Origin of the sequence: Hippea jasoniae, assembly GCF_000744435.1 — a bacterium.
Taxonomy (GTDB): Bacteria; Campylobacterota_A; Desulfurellia; order Desulfurellales; family Hippeaceae; genus Hippea; species Hippea jasoniae.
On sequence record NZ_JQLX01000014.1, the window covers coordinates 18,383 to 36,380 of the forward strand.

17 protein-coding genes are annotated in these 17,998 nt (G+C 36.2%); 15 read left to right on the forward strand and 2 right to left on the reverse strand.

Annotated elements, in window-relative coordinates:
- The first annotated feature begins 135 nt into the window (after window positions 1-135).
- The 15 genes from pilM to EK17_RS06240 all read left to right on the forward strand — a co-directional run bounded on the left by pilM (window position 136) and on the right by EK17_RS06240 (window position 15,350).
- Complete coding sequence (gene pilM, locus EK17_RS06170; protein WP_035588705.1) at window positions 136-1,179, forward strand: type IV pilus assembly protein PilM; 1,044 nt, start codon at window positions 136-138, stop codon at window positions 1,177-1,179.
- Window positions 1,176-1,775, forward strand: coding sequence for a PilN domain-containing protein (locus tag EK17_RS06175; protein WP_035588707.1), 600 nt, complete (start codon window positions 1,176-1,178; stop codon window positions 1,773-1,775). The genes pilM and EK17_RS06175 overlap by 4 nt, the downstream gene beginning before the upstream one ends.
- Window positions 1,776-1,778: 3 nt before the next feature.
- Window positions 1,779-2,318 carry a type IV pilus inner membrane component PilO gene (locus EK17_RS06180; protein ID WP_035588709.1) on the forward strand — a complete coding sequence of 180 codons (540 nt, stop codon included), beginning with the start codon at window positions 1,779-1,781 and terminating at the stop codon, window positions 2,316-2,318.
- Window position 2,319: 1 nt separating this feature from the next.
- The gene (locus EK17_RS06185; RefSeq protein ID WP_035588711.1) at window positions 2,320-2,739 is read left to right on the forward strand and encodes a hypothetical protein; all 420 of its coding nucleotides are present in this window, start codon (window positions 2,320-2,322) and stop codon (window positions 2,737-2,739) included.
- Between the two features lie 10 nt (window positions 2,740-2,749).
- On the forward strand, window positions 2,750-4,915 hold the full coding sequence (locus tag EK17_RS06190; protein ID WP_035588713.1) for a type IV pilus secretin PilQ: 2,166 nt from the start codon (window positions 2,750-2,752) through the stop codon (window positions 4,913-4,915).
- A complete protein-coding gene (gene smpB / locus EK17_RS06195; protein WP_035588716.1) occupies window positions 4,912-5,358 on the forward strand; it encodes an SsrA-binding protein SmpB in 447 nt (148 codons plus the stop codon). The genes EK17_RS06190 and smpB overlap by 4 nt, the downstream gene beginning before the upstream one ends.
- A 61-nt stretch (window positions 5,359-5,419) precedes the next feature.
- Window positions 5,420-8,608 (forward strand): carbamoyl-phosphate synthase large subunit, encoded by a 3,189-nt coding sequence (gene carB, locus EK17_RS06200; protein WP_035588717.1) that lies wholly within the window; start codon window positions 5,420-5,422, stop codon window positions 8,606-8,608.
- A gap of 5 nt (window positions 8,609-8,613) precedes the next feature.
- The gene (gene greA, locus EK17_RS06205) at window positions 8,614-9,084 is read left to right on the forward strand and encodes a transcription elongation factor GreA (RefSeq protein ID WP_035588718.1); all 471 of its coding nucleotides are present in this window, start codon (window positions 8,614-8,616) and stop codon (window positions 9,082-9,084) included.
- Window positions 9,081-9,812 (forward strand): dihydroorotate dehydrogenase electron transfer subunit, encoded by a 732-nt coding sequence (locus tag EK17_RS06210; protein WP_035588721.1) that lies wholly within the window; start codon window positions 9,081-9,083, stop codon window positions 9,810-9,812. The genes greA and EK17_RS06210 overlap by 4 nt, the downstream gene beginning before the upstream one ends.
- Complete coding sequence (locus EK17_RS06215; RefSeq protein WP_035588723.1) at window positions 9,797-10,723, forward strand: dihydroorotate dehydrogenase; 927 nt, start codon at window positions 9,797-9,799, stop codon at window positions 10,721-10,723. Before EK17_RS06210 ends, EK17_RS06215 begins: the two co-directional genes overlap by 16 nt.
- The gene (locus tag EK17_RS06220; RefSeq protein ID WP_035588725.1) at window positions 10,668-11,198 is read left to right on the forward strand and encodes a LolA family protein; all 531 of its coding nucleotides are present in this window, start codon (window positions 10,668-10,670) and stop codon (window positions 11,196-11,198) included. Before EK17_RS06215 ends, EK17_RS06220 begins: the two co-directional genes overlap by 56 nt.
- On the forward strand, window positions 11,164-12,807 hold the full coding sequence (locus tag EK17_RS09070) for an SPL family radical SAM protein (RefSeq protein ID WP_051904476.1): 1,644 nt from the start codon (window positions 11,164-11,166) through the stop codon (window positions 12,805-12,807). The genes EK17_RS06220 and EK17_RS09070 overlap by 35 nt, the downstream gene beginning before the upstream one ends.
- Window positions 12,808-13,626 (forward strand): ABC transporter substrate-binding protein, encoded by an 819-nt coding sequence (locus EK17_RS06230; protein ID WP_035588727.1) that lies wholly within the window; start codon window positions 12,808-12,810, stop codon window positions 13,624-13,626.
- Complete coding sequence (locus tag EK17_RS06235) at window positions 13,619-14,596, forward strand: FecCD family ABC transporter permease (protein WP_051904477.1); 978 nt, start codon at window positions 13,619-13,621, stop codon at window positions 14,594-14,596. The genes EK17_RS06230 and EK17_RS06235 overlap by 8 nt, the downstream gene beginning before the upstream one ends.
- Window positions 14,565-15,350, forward strand: coding sequence for an ABC transporter ATP-binding protein (locus EK17_RS06240; RefSeq protein WP_035588731.1), 786 nt, complete (start codon window positions 14,565-14,567; stop codon window positions 15,348-15,350). Before EK17_RS06235 ends, EK17_RS06240 begins: the two co-directional genes overlap by 32 nt.
- Here the strand turns inward: EK17_RS06240 and EK17_RS06245 are convergent.
- Together EK17_RS06245 and EK17_RS06250 are read right to left on the reverse strand one after the other, a co-directional pair.
- Window positions 15,334-16,020, reverse strand: a complete 687-nt coding sequence (locus tag EK17_RS06245) for an energy transducer TonB (protein ID WP_198018158.1) — start codon at window positions 16,018-16,020, stop codon at window positions 15,334-15,336. The genes EK17_RS06240 and EK17_RS06245 overlap by 17 nt on opposite strands.
- A 67-nt stretch (window positions 16,021-16,087) precedes the next feature.
- Window positions 16,088-17,992 (reverse strand): TonB-dependent receptor plug domain-containing protein, encoded by a 1,905-nt coding sequence (locus tag EK17_RS06250; RefSeq protein ID WP_035588740.1) that lies wholly within the window; start codon window positions 17,990-17,992, stop codon window positions 16,088-16,090.
- Between the last annotated feature and the right edge of the window lie 6 nt (window positions 17,993-17,998).

The window sequence follows — 17,998 nt, forward strand, 5'->3', positions numbered from 1 at the left end:
AATTAAGAAAAAGTTATTAAAGTGGCATGGTGATTGCTAATAAAACTAATGTATGGTGAGGTTGACTTTTTTTGTTATGTATGGTTTAATTATACGGCATTATGTAGTTAAGTTTCATAAAGAAGGGGTTTAGGCGTGGCTAAAGGTATAGTTGGTATAGATATAGGTAGGGAATACACAAAGGTTGTTTATTTTAACGAGAAAAAAGGTATTGTATCACTTTCCCATGCATTTCGGGAAGAAACACCTGAGGGTATGATCTTAAGTGATGGTGTAGATGAAGAGATAATGGTTGATTTTCTTAAAAATATATTTTCTACGCATAAGTTAAAAAATAAGCATGTGGCAATAAGTCTTAACAGTGCCGGTGTTATTACAAAAACCTTAACCATGCCCCTTGTTGCTGATGAAGAGATCAAACAGGCTATTATGTGGGAAGCTGAGCAGTATGCTCCTTTTGGTATGGAACAGGTTAATGTTGACTATCATGTGTTTGAAAAGAACGAAGAAAAGAAAGAAATGACGGTTTTGATAGCTATAGCCAAAAGGGATATAATTGATGCCTATAAAAATGCCTTTAAAAAAGCAAGATTAAGATTGGATGTTGTTGATGTTGATGTATTTGCCCTTTATAATGCGTTTGAGGTTAATCAACCAGAAAAAGCAAAACAACACAGTTTATTGGTTGATTTGGGCTATTCTTCAACAAAATTGATTTTTGTAAATAATGGTTTGCCTGTATTTAGTAGATATATAGATTTTGGATTTTCCTATATTGTGGATGAAGCTGTGGAGATTCTGGATGTTAAACAGCAGGAAATTGAGCTGATTTTGAACAACCATAAACATGAGAAGCATGGTAGTCTGATTAACTTTATAAACGATAAATTAGCTGGTTTGTATGCTCAACTAAGCAATTCTATAACATTCTACAAAGCCAATATTCTTGAAATTGAAGAAGATGTAGATAATGTGGTTTTTAGCGGTATCTTGGGCGCATTATTTGATGAGATAGATATTGAATCGGCAAGAAATTTTATTAACATTGATATAGTTAGCTTTAATCCATTTGACTTTGCAACAAAAGATGGTGTCATAGAGGGGTTTGAAGAGGTTAACTCTTCTGTAGCATCGTTTTATTGTATAGCTGCTGGTCTTTCTGTAAGGGGATTGAGATGATACAGATCAATCTGTTGGGTGAAGAACAAAAAAAGAGCAAAAAACAATCAACATTTAAAGGTTTTAGCCCTGTCTCTTTGGATGTTCCGGTATGGATAATTGTTGTTGTAGCGGTTGTTGTTATCGAGATTATTAGTTTGATTACTGCTACCTATTTTACATCAAAAAGAATTGATGAGTTAGAAGCAAAAAGAAAAAGTCTTGCCAGCTTAGAAAGGCAGGTAAAGATATATCAAAGGAAGATAAGAGAAGTTAAAAGGATGATAAAGACCATAAAGAGCTTGGAAAAAGGTAGAGGCAATGCTTACAAAATTCTTGAAGAGATTGCAGATGCCTTTCCGTATGATACTTCAGGCAGGTTTAATAAAATTTATGGCGGTAGTCTCTGGCTTACCAGTTTATCCAAAAGAGGTAATGTTATAACCCTAAGCGGAAAAAGTTTTTCAGCTGAGGCTGTAGCTGCTTATATGATCAATTTAGGCAGATTGAAAAATGTGTCTAAGGTAAGATTTGGCGGGAGTGGTTTGAGGAAAATTTCAAACTCAAGTAGGGCAGAGATCTATTCATTTTCCATAATAATCACTTTGAAGGGTTAAGATATGGGTGAACTTGACAACAAAAAGATAGCTTTGATAGTGATTGGCTTACTTATTTTGCCAGCTTTGTGGTATTATTTATATTTCTCAGATGCTAATGCAAAAATAAATAAATTAAGAGGAGAGATCGAACGGCTACAGAAGTATCAGTCTCAGTTGCCTATTTTGAAAAGAAACTATATAAAAGCCAAGAATGAGTTTAAGGTATATTCTGCGCAGTTGCCTCTTAAAGAGGAGATTCCATCTTTGCTTGTTCAGCTTAACGGAATTGTAAGAAGCGAAGGTGTAAGCCTTTTATCCTTCAGTCCAAGAAATGCAGCGTTATCTTCATCAAAGCTTTATTATACAAAGCCTATAGCTATTTCTATTAAAGCAAACTACACAACCTGCGGTGAAGTGTTTGAAAGAATTTCAAAAATGAAGCGACTTGTTAAGGTGAAAGATTTTACAATAAATAATCCAAAGATTGTAAATAGTAAGCTGGTGATTATGAATATAAACTTTAACGCAGAAACATACTATTTCAATAAAAAGGTTAAATAATATGGGTAAAATCAGGGTTTTTGTGTTGGCTGTTGGAATTATAGTTGCTATACAAACAATAAGCTGGTGTTTCGAGATTAAACTCAAAAGGGATCCCTTTATGGACCTTGTAAAAAGTAAAGAATTGTTAATAAGGGAGCAGGAAGCTGCATTGAAAGGAAAGAAGAAAACAGAGGCTGTGATAAAGCAGCAAGCCAATGCTATTGCCTCGGCTATCAAGGTTCAGATGATCGTTGTTGGTAAGGATAATAAATCTAAAGCGGCTTTACTTGTTGGTCCGTCGGGTATTCCTGTTGTGGTTGTTAAAGGAACAAAGATTAAAGATGACATATGGGTTGAAGACATCACCAATGATGCAGTTAAAGTGGGGGTAAGCATTATGGGTAAAAAAGAAATAGTAACATTAAAGCTTGCTAAATAGGGAGTGGCTTATGAGAAAAGGGTTGTTGATTGCGCTAATAATATTTTTTGGTTTTCAAATTGGTTTAGTAGATAAATCTCTACAGTTTGGTTTGGCAGCTAAGGCCTTTGAGATTAAATCTATTGAGCAGAAAAATGGTAAGCTTTATCTATATTACGATGGTAGTTTGACATACACCAGTTTTTATCTAAATAAACCTTATAGGTTTGTTGTTGATTTTATTGGCGTTAAAGGGTGTAGTAAATATAAAAAGAGTGTAAAGATATTTGATATGGGTGATGGTATTAGGGCAAAAGTTTTTATGCACACAAACGATAAATTATCAAATTCGTATAAACGGTCTGTTTTAAGGTGTGCAGTTGTATTTGAGGGATATACATCCAAACCTAATTGTGATGTAAAGCCGTATAAAGGTTATGTAGAGATTAATTGTAATAAAAACAAAAAACAGGAAAAGGTTAAGCAGAGTGCGGCTTTGTCTAAAACGAATATTATAGAAAGGATATCTTACAGAAGGTTTAACAATTATGAGATGGTTGTTGTTCTTTTAAAGGCAAAACCAGACTACAAGGTAAAACAAAGCGGCAGTGTTATCTATCTTACCTTAAATAATGTTAAAGCTTTGAAAAATGCCCTAATGGGGCAGAATTTATCGAATGAGGCTGAGAATATAAATTCGATTATGGCTGTAAAGACATCCAATAATTCTATTAGATATGTAATCAAAATGAAGGATAATGGAAGGTTTAAAAAGTATTATGCTGACTCAAGACATGTATATCTGATTTTTCCTATCACTCAAACATCATCTAATAATAAGAAAAATAGCAATCTTATTAGTAAGTCTGAGCAACAAACTGAGCAGGCCAATGGTATTTTTTCGGATGACAGAAGGGTATCGTTTAATGTTAGAGACGCGCAGCTTAAGGATATATTCAGGGTATTTGCTAAAATTACTGGTGTAAATATTATTATAGGTGATGATGTTCAGGGTACGATTACCATGAGCTTAAAAGATGTACCCATAAATCAAGCTTTAAATCTGATTTTACAACAGAAGGGGCTTGTTGCTGAAAGAAAGGGAAATATTGTTGTAATTATGACAGCTGCAAGGTATCAACAGGAAAAGATGGCTCAATTGAAGGCATTACAGGAGAAGGAAAAGTATGAGAGAATGAAAAGTGCTGTTACAAAAACAATAAATCTCAACTATATTACGCCTGACTATGCTATTGGTATTATCAATAAACTTTTATACAACGGTGGCAACCCGAAAGGTGGTGGTTTTATTGTTGCAGATACAAAAAACAACGCTTTAATATGTCATGATACAGCGGATAATATTGCAAAGATAGAAAAGATTGTTCAGATGGTTGATAAAAAGAAGTTGGCTGTTGAAATTGATGCAAGAATTGTAGAGATATCAAAAACCTTTGAAAGACAGTTGGGTATCCAGTGGGGTGGAAATTATTATAATGCTCAGCTGGGTAGCTCTCATACATTTATTGGTGTTGGTGGATACAACAAAGAAAGTCCTGTAAAAATTAACGGCTCCTTACCCCCATCACCAAATTATACAAATGACAATTTTATAGTCAACCTGCCTGCTACGCTTTCTGATGCACCCACCAATGCTGTTAGTCTTGCAATAGGCAATGTGAGGGCTGGGTATAATCTGGACCTTAAACTGACAATGGGTGAGGTTGAAGGTTATTCCAAGGTTATTTCATCGCCTAAAGTAATAACATTAAACAACGAAGCAGCAAAGATTGAAAGTGGCCAGCAGATTCCATATCACGAAAGCGCAGGTGCAAGTGGTGCAACAAGTACAAGCTTTAAATCGGCTACCCTTTCACTTGAGGTCACTCCTCAAATAACAAGAAACAACCAGATAATATTAAAGATCACTGTAAAGAAAGATTCACCCGATTTTGCCCATGCAGTTAATGGAGAACCAACAATTAACACAAACGAGGTTCAAACCACTGTTATTCTAAAGAACGGTCAGACGATTGTGCTTGGCGGTCTTGTTCAGCAAACAAACATAAAAACAGTCCAAGGTATACCTCTTCTGATGAGAATTCCGTTCCTTGGCTGGTTATTTAAAACAAAAAGGATATACAACCCTCAAAAAGAGCTTTATATCTTTGTGACGCCGCACATTCTAACAAAATGAGAGAAATAATAAACAGAAAAGCCCGTCACGATTATGAGATTTTAGAGACAATCGAGGCGGGCATTGCGCTTAAAGGTAGCGAAGTTAAGTCGATAAGAATGGGGTCTGCAAACTTGAAGGATAGTTATGCTGAGATCAAAGATGGTGAGGTTTTTATAAATAACTTTCACATAAGCCCCTACAAGTTTGCATCAGCCCATACGAACCACGATCCATACAGAAAGAAAAAGTTGTTGCTGCATAAATACCAGATAAGGCGATTAATAGGAAAGGTTAAAGAAAAAGGTTTAACATTGATTCCTTTGAGGGTTTATTCAAAAAACGGAAAAATCAAGGTTGAACTTGCTTTAGCAAAAGGAAAGAAGCTCTACGACAAGCGCAGGGATATTAAAGAAAGGGATCTTGCAAGAGAAGCACAAAGGGAACTTGCCAGATTCAAATAATCTTTGAAATAGTCTGTCAAATATATAAAATAGAGGGATTCTTTAAAAGAGGTGGTGTTGTATGCCTAAAAGGGAAGATATTAAAAAGATAATGATAATAGGCTCAGGACCGATAATTATTGGACAGGCTTGTGAGTTTGACTACTCAGGAACCCAGGCCTGTAAGGCATTAAAGTCTGAGGGATATGAGGTTGTTCTGGTAAACTCCAATCCTGCAACAATTATGACAGACCCCATGCTTGCAGATAAAACATACATAGAGCCTATAACGGTGGATTTTTTGGAAAAGATCATAGATAAAGAAAGGCCTGATGCTATTTTGCCAACATTGGGTGGTCAAACAGCCCTTAATGCCGCTATGGATTTGCACAAAGCAGGTGTTCTTGAAAAATACTCCGTTGAGCTAATAGGCGCAGATGCTCAAACCATCCAGAAAGCTGAGGATAGAGAGCTGTTTAAAAAGGCTATGGAGGAGATAGGCCTTAAGGTGCCAAAATCCGGTGTAGCGCATACACTTGATGAGGCTCATGCTGTTCTTGAAAAGATTAATCTGCCTGTAATAATAAGACCATCGTTTACACTTGGAGGCACCGGTGCAGGTGTTGCATACAACACTGAAGAATTTGAGAAGGTTGTGAAATGGGGTTTAGAGCAAAGCCCGGTTAATGAGGTTTTGATTGAGCAATCTGTGATTGGATGGAAAGAGTATGAGCTTGAAGTGATGAGGGATAAGAAAGACAATGTTTTTATTATCTGCTCTATTGAAAACTTTGACCCGATGGGTGTCCATACGGGAGACTCAATCACAGTTGCTCCTGCTCAAACACTTTCTGATAAGGAATATCAGCTTTTGAGGGATGCTGCTATCGACATAATAAGAAAAATAGGAGTGGAGACAGGGGGCTCCAACATACAGTTTGCAGTAAATCCTCAAAACGGCGAGTTTGTTGTGATAGAGATGAACCCACGCGTTTCACGCTCATCAGCGCTGGCATCGAAAGCTACGGGTTTTCCAATAGCAAAATTTGCAGCTTTACTGAGTGTGGGCTATACACTTGATGAAATACCAAACGACATAACCAAAAAAACACCAGCATCGTTTGAGCCAGTACTCGATTATGTTGTTGTAAAGATGCCCAGATTTACATTTGAAAAATTCAACACACCGGATGAGCTTGGAACACAGATGAAAAGCGTCGGAGAGGTGATGTCGATCGGCAGAACATTTAAGGAATCCCTTCAGAAAGCCTTAAGGTCTTTGGAATATGACTGGGATGGTTTTGTAGATATTGAATGTTCAGAGGACGAGCTCAAAGAGAAAATTATAAAACCCAACTCAAAGAGATTATTGTATATAGCTGAGGCGTTTAGAAAGGGTTACGATATCGACTATATTTATGAGCTTTCCTACATAGATAGGTGGTTTTTAGATAACATCAAACAGATTATTGAAAAAGAGGAAGAGATAAAGAAAAACCCCGATATAGTAAAAGAGCAGATAGCCTTATTGAAACAGTACGGATTTTCAGATAGCAGGCTTTCTAAGCTTTCTGGAATAGATATTGACGCTATAAGGAGTTTAAGAAAGCAATCCAAACAGTGTGTTTATAAGATGGTTGATACATGTGCGGGCGAGTTTGAGGCCTATACGCCCTATTTCTATTCGACCTATGAGGATGAAAACGAGTCTTTGCCTTCTAAAAACAAAAAGGTTGTAATATTGGGCAGTGGTCCAAATAGGATTGGTCAGGGTATTGAATTTGATTATACATGCGTGCATGGTGCACTTGAGCTGAAAAATCTTGGATATGAGTCGATAATGGTCAACTGCAACCCCGAAACCGTTTCAACCGATTATGATATATCAAACAGGCTTTATTTTGAGCCTTTAACTTTTGAGGATGTGATGAATATTATAGATAACGAAAAACCCGAGGGCGTAGTTGTTCAGTTTGGAGGTCAGACACCTCTAAAATTATCACTGCCCTTGAAAAATGCCGGTGTTAGAATTCTTGGCACAGACCCAAAAAGCATCGATATAGCCGAAGATAGAGAACTCTTTAGGGAGCTTATTAACAAACTAAACCTTCTCCAGCCCCAAAGCGGCATAGCCCACTCAAAACAGGAAGCTATAGAGGTGGCAAACGGCATCGGTTATCCGGTGCTTGTAAGGCCTTCCTATGTGCTTGGTGGCAGAGCCATGATGATAATCTTCAACGAGCAGCAGCTTAAGGAATATGTGGATGAAGCTGTTGAGGTTTCTGGTGATCATCCTCTTCTTGTTGACAAGTTTTTGGAGGATGCTATAGAGGTTGATGTGGATGCTGTAAGCGATGGTGAGGATACCGTTGTAGCAGCTGTAATGGAGCATATAGAGGCAGCCGGAGTGCATTCTGGTGATTCTGCCTGCTCAATTCCGCCAAGAACACTAAAAAAGGATATTGTTGATGAAATAAAAAGACAGACAAGACTGCTTGCCAAACATCTCAATGTTAAAGGCTTGATCAATATCCAGTTTGCAGTAAAAAACGATAGAATTTACATTCTTGAGGTTAATCCAAGGGCATCTCGCACAGTGCCTTTTGTAAGTAAGGCAACAGGCGTTGCATGGGCAAAGATTGCCACACAACTGATAATGGGCAAAAAAATAAAAGAACTGGGCATAAAAGAGGTTGAGCCTAAGTATTATGCTGTTAAAGAATCCGTTTTTCCATTTGTTAAGTTTCCCAATGTTGATATTACGCTTGGTCCAGAGATGCGCTCAACAGGCGAGGTTATGGGTATAGCAGATGAGTTTCCTATTGCCTATTACAAAGCCCTGCTTGCAAGCGGTATGAGATTGCCGCAAAAAGGTAATATCTTTATGTCGCTTGCAGATAGAGATAAACTGCAGGGTATTTTTATTGCCTCAAAGCTTCTTGATATGGGTTTTGAAGTTTTCTGCACAAAAGGCACATACGAATATCTAAAAAAGGAGGGATTGAATGTTCAATATGTGAAAAAGTTGAGTGAAGGACGGCCGAATATACTTGATAAAATGAAGAATAATAATATACACTTTCTTATAAATACGCCTTCTGGCAGGCGTTCCAGAACAGATTCTTTTTATATAAGAAGGAGTGCAGTTTTAATGAATATTCCTTACTGTACAACAATTTCTGGAGCTCTTGCTGCTGTGAGGGCTATCGAGGCTATTAAAAAAGGTAAGAAATTGGATGTTGAGCCACTCCAGGCTTATTACAAGAGGTGAGAAAAATGACTGAAAAGATATTGATTACTCCTGAAGGGTATAAAAAGCTCCTTGAGGAGATGGAGGATTTACAAAAAAGGCAAAGACCAGAGATTATAAAGGAGATTGAAGAGGCAAGGGCAAAGGGCGATCTAAGTGAAAATGCAGAATACCATGCAGCCAAAGAAAAGCACGCCTTGATAGAGAATAGAATTTCTGAGCTTTCCAGAAAGATCAATAATGCTCAGGTTGTTGATCCAGCAACTGTTCCAAAAGATAGGGTGAATTTTGGATGCAGGGTTGTGCTTTATGATGTGGATAACGATGAGGAGATAGAGTATATGATTGTTGGTGAGGACGAATCCGATCCAAAAGCAGGAAAAATCTCTGTAAATAGCCCTATCGCAAAGGCCCTTTTAGGTAAAGAAGAAGGGGATGAGGTTGAGGTTAAAGTTCCAGCTGGTATTAGAAGATTTGAGATAGAGGAGATAAAGTGAGACTCAAAATAGTTGAGAATAAACAGATAGCAAAAGATGTTTTTAAGCTTAGAATAGATAACCCCGGTCTGTTTGAGATTGATCCGGGGCAGTTTTTGATGTTGAAAATCAACGATTATCCGTTTCCGCTTTTGAGAAGGCCGTTTAGTATAGCAGGTTTTGGTGATACGATTGATATTATTTATAAAGTTGTTGGTGAAGGAACAAGGATATTAAGCAAAAAATCAAAAGGTGAATTTGTTGATATTGTGGCACCACTGGGCAGAGGCTTTAGTATCAATTCAGCAAAGAAGATTATGCTTGTTGGTGGTGGCATTGGTGTAGCTGGTTTGCTTTATTTAAAAGATGTTATTGAAAAGCAATACAAACTGCCCTATGAGACTTATTTTGGATTTAATTTTAAGGAAGAGGTTTTTGTTAATGATGTAAATATTGCAACAATGGATGGCAGTGTAGGTTTCAAAGGCAATGTAGTGGATTTTGTTGCAGATAAATTAAATAAAGATGTGATGGTTTATGCATGCGGCCCAACCTTAATGTTGAGGAGATTGGCTTTTTTGTGTTTTGATGCAGGATGCTCTATGCAGGTGTCGCTTGAATCCCGCATGGCCTGCGGCATAGGTGTCTGTCTTGGTTGTGTTATCTTAACCGCTGATAACAGGTTCAAAAAGGTCTGCAGCGATGGACCAGTATTTGATTATGAGGAGATACAATGGCAGGCTCTATAAATCTAACGGTAAAGATAGGAAACCTTATTTTTAAAAATCCCATTCTAACGGCATCGGGCACTTTTGGCTATGGGCTTGAGTATAGTAAATATCTCAATTTATCTAAACTTGGCGGTATTATAACAAAGGGTTTGAGTTTATATGAAAAACTGGGTAATCCGCCTCCAAGGATAGTTGAAACCCCATGCGGAATGCTCAATGCAATCGGTCTTCAAAACATCGGTATAGATGCTTTTATTGTTGAAAAATTACCCAAGCTAAGCCGTTTTAATACGCATATTATTGCCAATATATACGGAGCAGAGGTTGAGGATTTTGTTAGGATTGCAGAAAAGATAGAAAATGAAGATAGAATAAGTGCCATTGAAATCAATGTTTCATGTCCCAATGTTTCAGCAGGTGGTGCTTTGTTTGGCAAAGATCCCGATATGGTTTTTGTGCTTGTTTCATCTGTAAAAAAGGTAACCAAAAAGCCCATCATAGTAAAACTAACGCCCAATGTTTCAGATATAGCATTTATTGCTCAGGCAGCTCAATCTGCTGGCGCTGATGCTGTCAGTCTCATAAATACGATTACAGGTATGGTTATCGATACAAAAACAAAAAAACACCTCCTTGCCAATAAAACAGGTGGTTTGAGCGGACCTGCTATCTATCCTGTGGGTGTTAGAATGGTTTATGAGGTTTATGAGAAGGTAAAGATTCCTATTATCGGAGTGGGTGGTATATACAACGCAGATATAGCACTTCAATATATTATGGCAGGTGCCACGCTTGTTGAGATTGGAACGGCAAACTTTATCGATCCTTCTATTACAATGGAGATTTTAAAAGGCATTGAGGAGTATATGGAAAATGAAGGAATTAAGAATATTTCTCAGCTTATTGGTATTGCTCATAGCAGTAAATAGCTATAGCTTTGATTTGAATGGCTTTTTTAATAGCTATCGCAACAAAGATGTTAGTTTGTGTTTTAAGCAGATCTCCATAAACGCCATGACAGGGCAGTCTATAGAAAAAAGCGGCAAAATGTATATAAAGTCCAAGGAGTATATAAAATTCTCATATCCAAATGAGACAATTGTTATTGATAACTTTAAGGTAATTGATAAAAAAGATAATCAAACTCAGGTCTATAAACTTACTGGTTTTAACAAGGTTTTGTTTTTGATGTTTGTAGGCAAAAAAGATTTAAATGAGCTGTTTTATGTAAAAAGGCTAAAAAAAGACAACTATCTATTAAAGCCAAAATATCAGTCAAATATAGACTCTATTAGATTTTCATTGGATAATTCAACAAAAAGGCTTGATATAACGGATATCTACTCAAATCAAACGCGGTATATTTTTTATGCTGCTTGCAGCAGTACACAAAAAAGAGATTGAACCTCTACTATCTTTCCTTCCATTTAGAAGAGAAAGTGACTTTTACAGGTATAAAAATGTAGTTGCTATTGTTGCTAACAAAAGTGATTCACTTTCTATAGCTTTTAAAATAGCCCGTTATATTTTAAGGTTTAATGCAAAAATTGCCCTGTTGTTTGGCATTTCAGGAAGCCTCAGTTCTGACCTTAAAAAGGGTGAATTTGTTAATGTTCAAAGAATCAAACTATTCGATGGCGATAAGCATCCTGTTTTTAACCCGATTGAGCTCTTAAATGTAGATTTTTTAAAAAATGTTACGGGCATAACCACCTTCAGGATGAATTTTAACAATAATTTTTTAAAGCTGTTTGGTGAAACAATCGATTTTGAATCCTATTTTTTTGTAAAAGCAGCCCGCAATCATAATGTTTTGCCTGTTATTGTCAGAGTTATCAGTGATTACAATACAAAAGAAGAGATTTTTTCCATTAAAGAAAGCGGGTTTAAATACGATGTTAAAAAGCTTTCAGAGATTGTGCTTAAACTTGCTAATATTGAGCGTGATTGGCTAAAAAAAGAGATTTTTTGCTCAACAGGTATAACAGAAACGCTTGACAATAAAAAGGTTTTTATCCTGAAAAATAGGCTTTCCTTTAGCAAAAGACAGAGGCTTTATAAGGAGTGGCTGGTTGAACTGAAAAAGAGTAAACCCAAACCTATTGATTTAAACAATATCTTTATTGAAAAAGGTGTTGATAAAAAAAGGATAAAGATAGATTTAAATAGCAGAAATGTTTATGAAATTGACGATTATGTGGCTGTTTTTCACAATCTCAAGGATAGAAGCGGCCTGATTTTTGCAACAAAGAAAGGGGAGTTTTTAAGAAAAACACCACCAAATTATACGCCAGATGGATCAGAAGGTTATTCGATTCTAAGCGGCTATAACTGCATATACGATTGCGATTACTGCTTTTTGAAGGGTTATTTTAGAAGCTTTAACCCCCTGCTGTTTCTCAATTATGAGGATTTCTTCAAAGAAATAGAGACAATAACAAAGAAAGACCATAAGGCCTATTTCTATCTTGGTAGTTTTTTTGATCCTTTAGCTGTTAATTTTAGCGATATGAATGAGGCATTTTATGGATTCTTTGAAAGTTTGGGTAGAGGAATGCTTGAGTTTCGAACAAAGTCTGATAGAGTAGATAGGTTTTTATCGCTCAAGCCAGCCAGAAATATCATTTTTGCATTTTCTTTATCACCTGATAGTATTGTTAAACAATATGAACACTTTACACCACCATTAAAAAGAAGGCTAAACGCTATTAAAAAGCTTGATGCAGCTAATTTTAAAATTGGTGTTAGGCTTGATCCTTTTTTTGTGGAGTTTTTGAAAGAATACGATGAGATTTTTGATTTTATCGATACCATAGATAATCTTCATTCTGTTGAGGTGGGTTTCTTGCGATTTGACAAAAACGATTATAAAAATATGATCAAGAAAGGATATACACGGCTTTTAAAAGGGTTGAGTTATAAGAGAGGCATGTATAGAGCATCCTATTCGGGAGAGATTGTTGATTTCTTAAAAAAAAGACTGAACAGGGTCTATTTTAGTATGGAGTATTAAATGAAAGCAGTGGTATTTTTTGTAATTTTCTTTGCAAGCTTTATATCTAATGCCCTTGCATTGAGGATAGCTTCCTTTAGCGTGCCTGCCACTGAGGCTATAGTTGAATTGAAAAAAGCAGATGAATTGGTTGCCTGCTCAAAATTTGCAAGGCTGCCTGAAGGTTTAAAGGTAGCAAGAATGGGTAGTATTACAAATGTTAGCGTTGAGGAGCTTTTGAGATTGAAAGTTGATGTGGTTTTTGTTAGCAGTTTGATGAATAGAAAAGTTGTCTCAAAGCTTAAAAGTTTACATATAAAGGTTATTGAATTTAGTTATCCGCGCAGTTTTGAGGATATTTGTGCCGATATGATAGAGGTGGGGAGAATTGTTGGCAAACCAAAAGAGGCTGAAAAAATAGTCAATCAGGCAAAAAAGCAGGTGGAACGCATTGAAAATAAGCTTAAAAATACAAAGCCACTTAAGGTTTTTGTTCAGATAGGTGCAAATCCACTATATACGGCTACAAAACACAGTTTTATCAACGATTTTATTAGATTTGCAAATGCTATAAATATAGCGGCTAATGCAAAGAGTGGATTGTATTCTGTTGAGGAGGTTTTAAGACAGAATCCCGATGCAATAATTATTTCACAGATGGGTTTTAACGGCTATAAACAGAAGAAATTCTGGATGCAGTTTAAGTTTTTAAAGGCTGTGAAAAATAACAGGATTTTGATTCTTGATGATAACTCTCTATGCAGTCCAACACCCATAACATTCGTTAAAACTCTAAGAAAGATAGCTAAATTTCTACATCCTGAGGTTGATATTGAATAATAAATCAAAGATTGTTCTACTTTTAGTTTTTGTTGTTTTTTCTTTGATATTTTCAATTGCCTGTGGTTCGGATGGAATATCTTTCAAAGAGGTTTATTTAGCACTAACCAAAGAAGGTATAAACAGGGTTATTCTGCTTCAGATTCGCCTGCCCAGATTGCTTGAGGGTTTTCTTGTTGGTGGGTCTTTATCTATAAGCGGGGTTGCACTTCAGGCAATCTTTAGAAATCCCCTAACAGAACCTTACACCCTGGGTATCAGCGGAGGGGCGGCTTTGGGTGTGGCAATTTTTATAGCCACAGGGTTTTCATTTTATCTAACCACATCCTTCGCTGGTTTTGGTGGCGCATTGATAAGTCTTTTTATCGTTTATATACTTGCCTTGAAAAAAGGCATTCTTAAAACAGATAGTATGCTTTTGATCGGTGTTATGGTAAGCTTTATTACAAGTTCTCTTGTTTTGTTTATAATGGCTTTGGTTAATGTAAGAAAAATTAGTGCAATTGTTTACTGGCTTATGGGAAACCTTCAGGGTGCAGGCTATCGCGAAACATTTCTTTTATCCACTGCATCTCTTGTGAGTTTATTAATTCTCATTGCTTTGAGTGTTAACTTAAACGCCTTGAGTCTTGGTGAGCAGCAGGCTAAAGCCCTTGGTGTCGATGTGGAACTTACAAAAAAGCTTGTGTTTATTACAACATCACTGCTTACGGGTCTGTCTGTAGCTTTAGTTGGAGTAATAGGGTTTGTGGGCCTTGTAGTACCCCATTTTTTTAGAATTATGTTTGGTTATGATAACAGAAAACTTTTATTATTGTCGTTTTTTGGAGGAGGCAGCTTTCTTGTTGTATGTGATGGGTTATCCCGCATATTGATTGCACCATCCCAGCTTCCCGTTGGTGTTATTACGGGTATTTTAGGAGGATTAACATTTATTTATGTGCTTACAAAGTCTAATAAAGGTCTATGATTTAGGTTTTGGCTATACGGATAAAAGGCTTTTTAGTGGTTTGTCGTTTGAAATTTTTGAAGGGGAATTTTTCTGCATGGCCGGGGCCAATGGAGCTGGAAAGTCCACATTATTAAAACTTTTAGCCGGTATTTTAAAACCTCAAGCCGGTAAGATTATTTTTAAGGGTAGAGCTATTAATTCTATTCCAATAAAACAACTTGCTAAAATGAGGGCTGTTGTTGATCAAAACCCTGTATTTGAATTTATTAGTGTGGAAGATTTTGTAGCCCTGGGAAGAATTGCCTACTTCAAGCCTTTTCAGATTTTTCAGACAGATGAGGATAAAAGAGCTGTAAAGGAAGCTTTGAGTTTATGTAATATTCAAAGAGTAGCCCAAAAAAGGATGGATGAGATAAGCGGCGGTGAAAGACAGCTTGCCTTCATAGCAAGGGCTATTGTTCAAAATTCAGGTGTATTGTTTTTGGATGAACCATTTTCCAATTTAGATATAGCAAATACCATAGAAATACTGCTGTTGCTCAAAAAACTCAATAGAAATAATAATGCTACAATTATTGCGGTCTTGCACGACTTAAATATCGCTTTGAGGGTTTGTGATAGAGTCATGCTTCTAAAAAATGGACAACTTAAAGCTGTGGGTAAACCAGGTGATATACTGAAAAAAGATATTTTAAACGATGTGTATGGAAGTGATAAAATAACAGTAACGCAAACAGAAAATGGGGAGTTATGCGTCAGTTTTCTAATTTAAATTTAAGTATGAGAGAGGCTTTTAGCGGCGGTTGTTTATCTAAAGAAGCAAGAATTCGAGCTGGAATCGGTGAGGAATCCTTAAGAATTTTAATTGCTGCATTGTTTAGATCGTTAAAGGAGTGTTTTGTTATTTTTATTCCGTAGATGTTGCCCCTTTTATCAATATAGAAAACCATTCTTACCTCTCCTTCTTCACTGTTAAATATAGCCTTAAGGGGATAAAATTTGTGTGATGCTATCCAGCTAAACAACTCCTGATTTGATGAGGCTGATATGTTTATTTCAGAAAAACTATGTCTGGCTGGGTAATTTTTTTGTTTTTTAAATTGTATTTTTTCTGTTGAGTTTTTGTTTATTGTTGTTGGGTTTTTTATGATTTTTGATTTATCAGATACAGCCAAAAATGTATGTTTAATATGTTTTATTTTTTTGGCTTTGACTGTTTTTATCGGAGTTTTTCTGTGGATATTTTTTACTGCGAAATCTCTTTTTTGTTTTAAAACTTTTTCTGTATGTTTTGGATAAGTTTTATGGGATTGTTTGTTAATCCCTGCACTGGCCGAATGTTTTCTGGGAATCTTTTTTTGAGAGAGATTGTGTTGTATTTTACGGTAATTGATAATTGAAACATCATAAACATTACTGCGCAAGTATAGATGCAGTGGCATTAATTGTAAAAAAGATATGATAGCCGCCCCGTTGACAAATAAAGAGGCGGCAAAAGAAATTAAAATTTTAAAATTTATATGAGACCTTTGCAAATACGCTTCTTGGAAGCGTTGAGTATCCATAGACCTCCTGGTAAAACCTGTTAAAGATGTTTTTTATAGTAAGGGAAAGCTCGAGATTGTTCAACGGTTTATAAAGGGTTGTGAAATCAAATACAGCGTATTTACCCGTTTGATGCGTATGGTTTTTGTCATCATATCTTCTCCCTATATACCTACCATCCAATAATGCAGAGAGTTTACTATTGAGTGTTGTGCATTTTATCCATCCACTGTAAACTCTCAGAGGAATTCTTGCAGACTGCCTGCCAGTATCGGGATTTATACTTTTTGTATATGTATAGGAAACATTAAGGCTTAGCCAATCTGCTGGTTTTGCTGTTATCTGTGTCTCAAAACCATCAGAAACCGTTTTACCTTTAACATTTTTATAAGTTGACTGCCATGTGGCAGGATCAGTGTAATATGTTATTCTATCTTTTATAATATTTTTAAAGTAGGTTGCGCTTGCTGTGATTTTATCTCCATAAAGGTATTGCATAACACCAAAGCTCCACCCTTTTGATCTTTCTGGATCTAAAGAACTATTACCACCTAAAAACTGCCATGATGGATTTGGTGAAGAGTATAGCTCCCATATACTCGGTGCCCTGAAACCTGTGGCATAGTTGGCTTTCAGGATAGTGTTTGTTTCAGGAATAAGGTAGTTTGCTCCCACTTTATATGTGAAATGGTTGCCAAATGTTTTGAAGTGGTCTTCTCTTGCTGCAGCCTGAAGTGTAAGATTATTAATTTGAGCTATTGCCTCACCAAATCCTGCTATATTATATCTGAGTTTTTTGAAGTTACCTGAATCTTTGTAGTATTCTTTAGCATAGTCACTGCCAAGGATAATTTTAACAACTCCAAACCTCCTGTTTAACTTTACAGAATAACCCCATCTTTTGCCTTTGTAATAATAGTCTCCCTGTGGGTCTGAAAGGGATTTTCTTTTGTGGTTTACATAAAATAAGTCTATATCTAAATTTGCTAATCTATTTAGTTTGTTTGATAGATAAAGTTTATCGAAAATGAATTTTGATTTTTGTCTATAGCCTTTTGCTTGGGCAGTTAAATTAGAAGCGTTAGAATCATTCGGAGGTGAACTCAAAACATCAAGATAACTTGTATCCTTAGAAAGAATAATAATATTACCTAATTTTATACCTTCTTTTGGTATGAATTCTATTCTTGAATTTAATGCTGTCTTGTAGAAAGCATCCTTCTCATCACCGCGTGAGTATGAATGTGTTTTGTTGTCAAATTTATCCATTTTAGATATGCCTTTTGTGTCCATTCTAAATACATCGATATAAAAGCTTGTGTTTTTGATCCTGCCGCCACTTTCTAAATTCTCAGAATATGTGTTAAATGAGCCGGCTTCCTGTGTATATTTTATGTAGGGTTTACCTTTGCCTGTTTTTGTAATCATATTGATTACACCGGCTATTGCATTTGCCCCGTATAGTCCGCTCTGGCCACCTTCAACGATCTCTATTCTGCTTAAACTATTCGATGTAATATCGCCAAAATCAAGGTATGGTTGCGTTTGTGATGGATCTGATACATCAACACCATCAAGTAAAAACTTTGTGTATCGTGAACTTAATCCTCTTATAAAAACATTGGTCAATCCACCAAAAGGGCCATTGGATGAAACACTTAAACCCGGAACAAATTTCAATACATTTTTAGTAAAATCGATTCCCTGCTGTTTTATCTGCTTTTTGCTGATGATTGAAACAAACGAAGGTGATTTAATGGCTTTAATTTTTGAGCGTGTTGCCGTAACAACGATTGTGTTATCGGCATTTGCTAAAGATGCTGTCATCAAAACAGCTGTTGCAATTGAAACAAACCACTTTGCCTTCATTCTCAA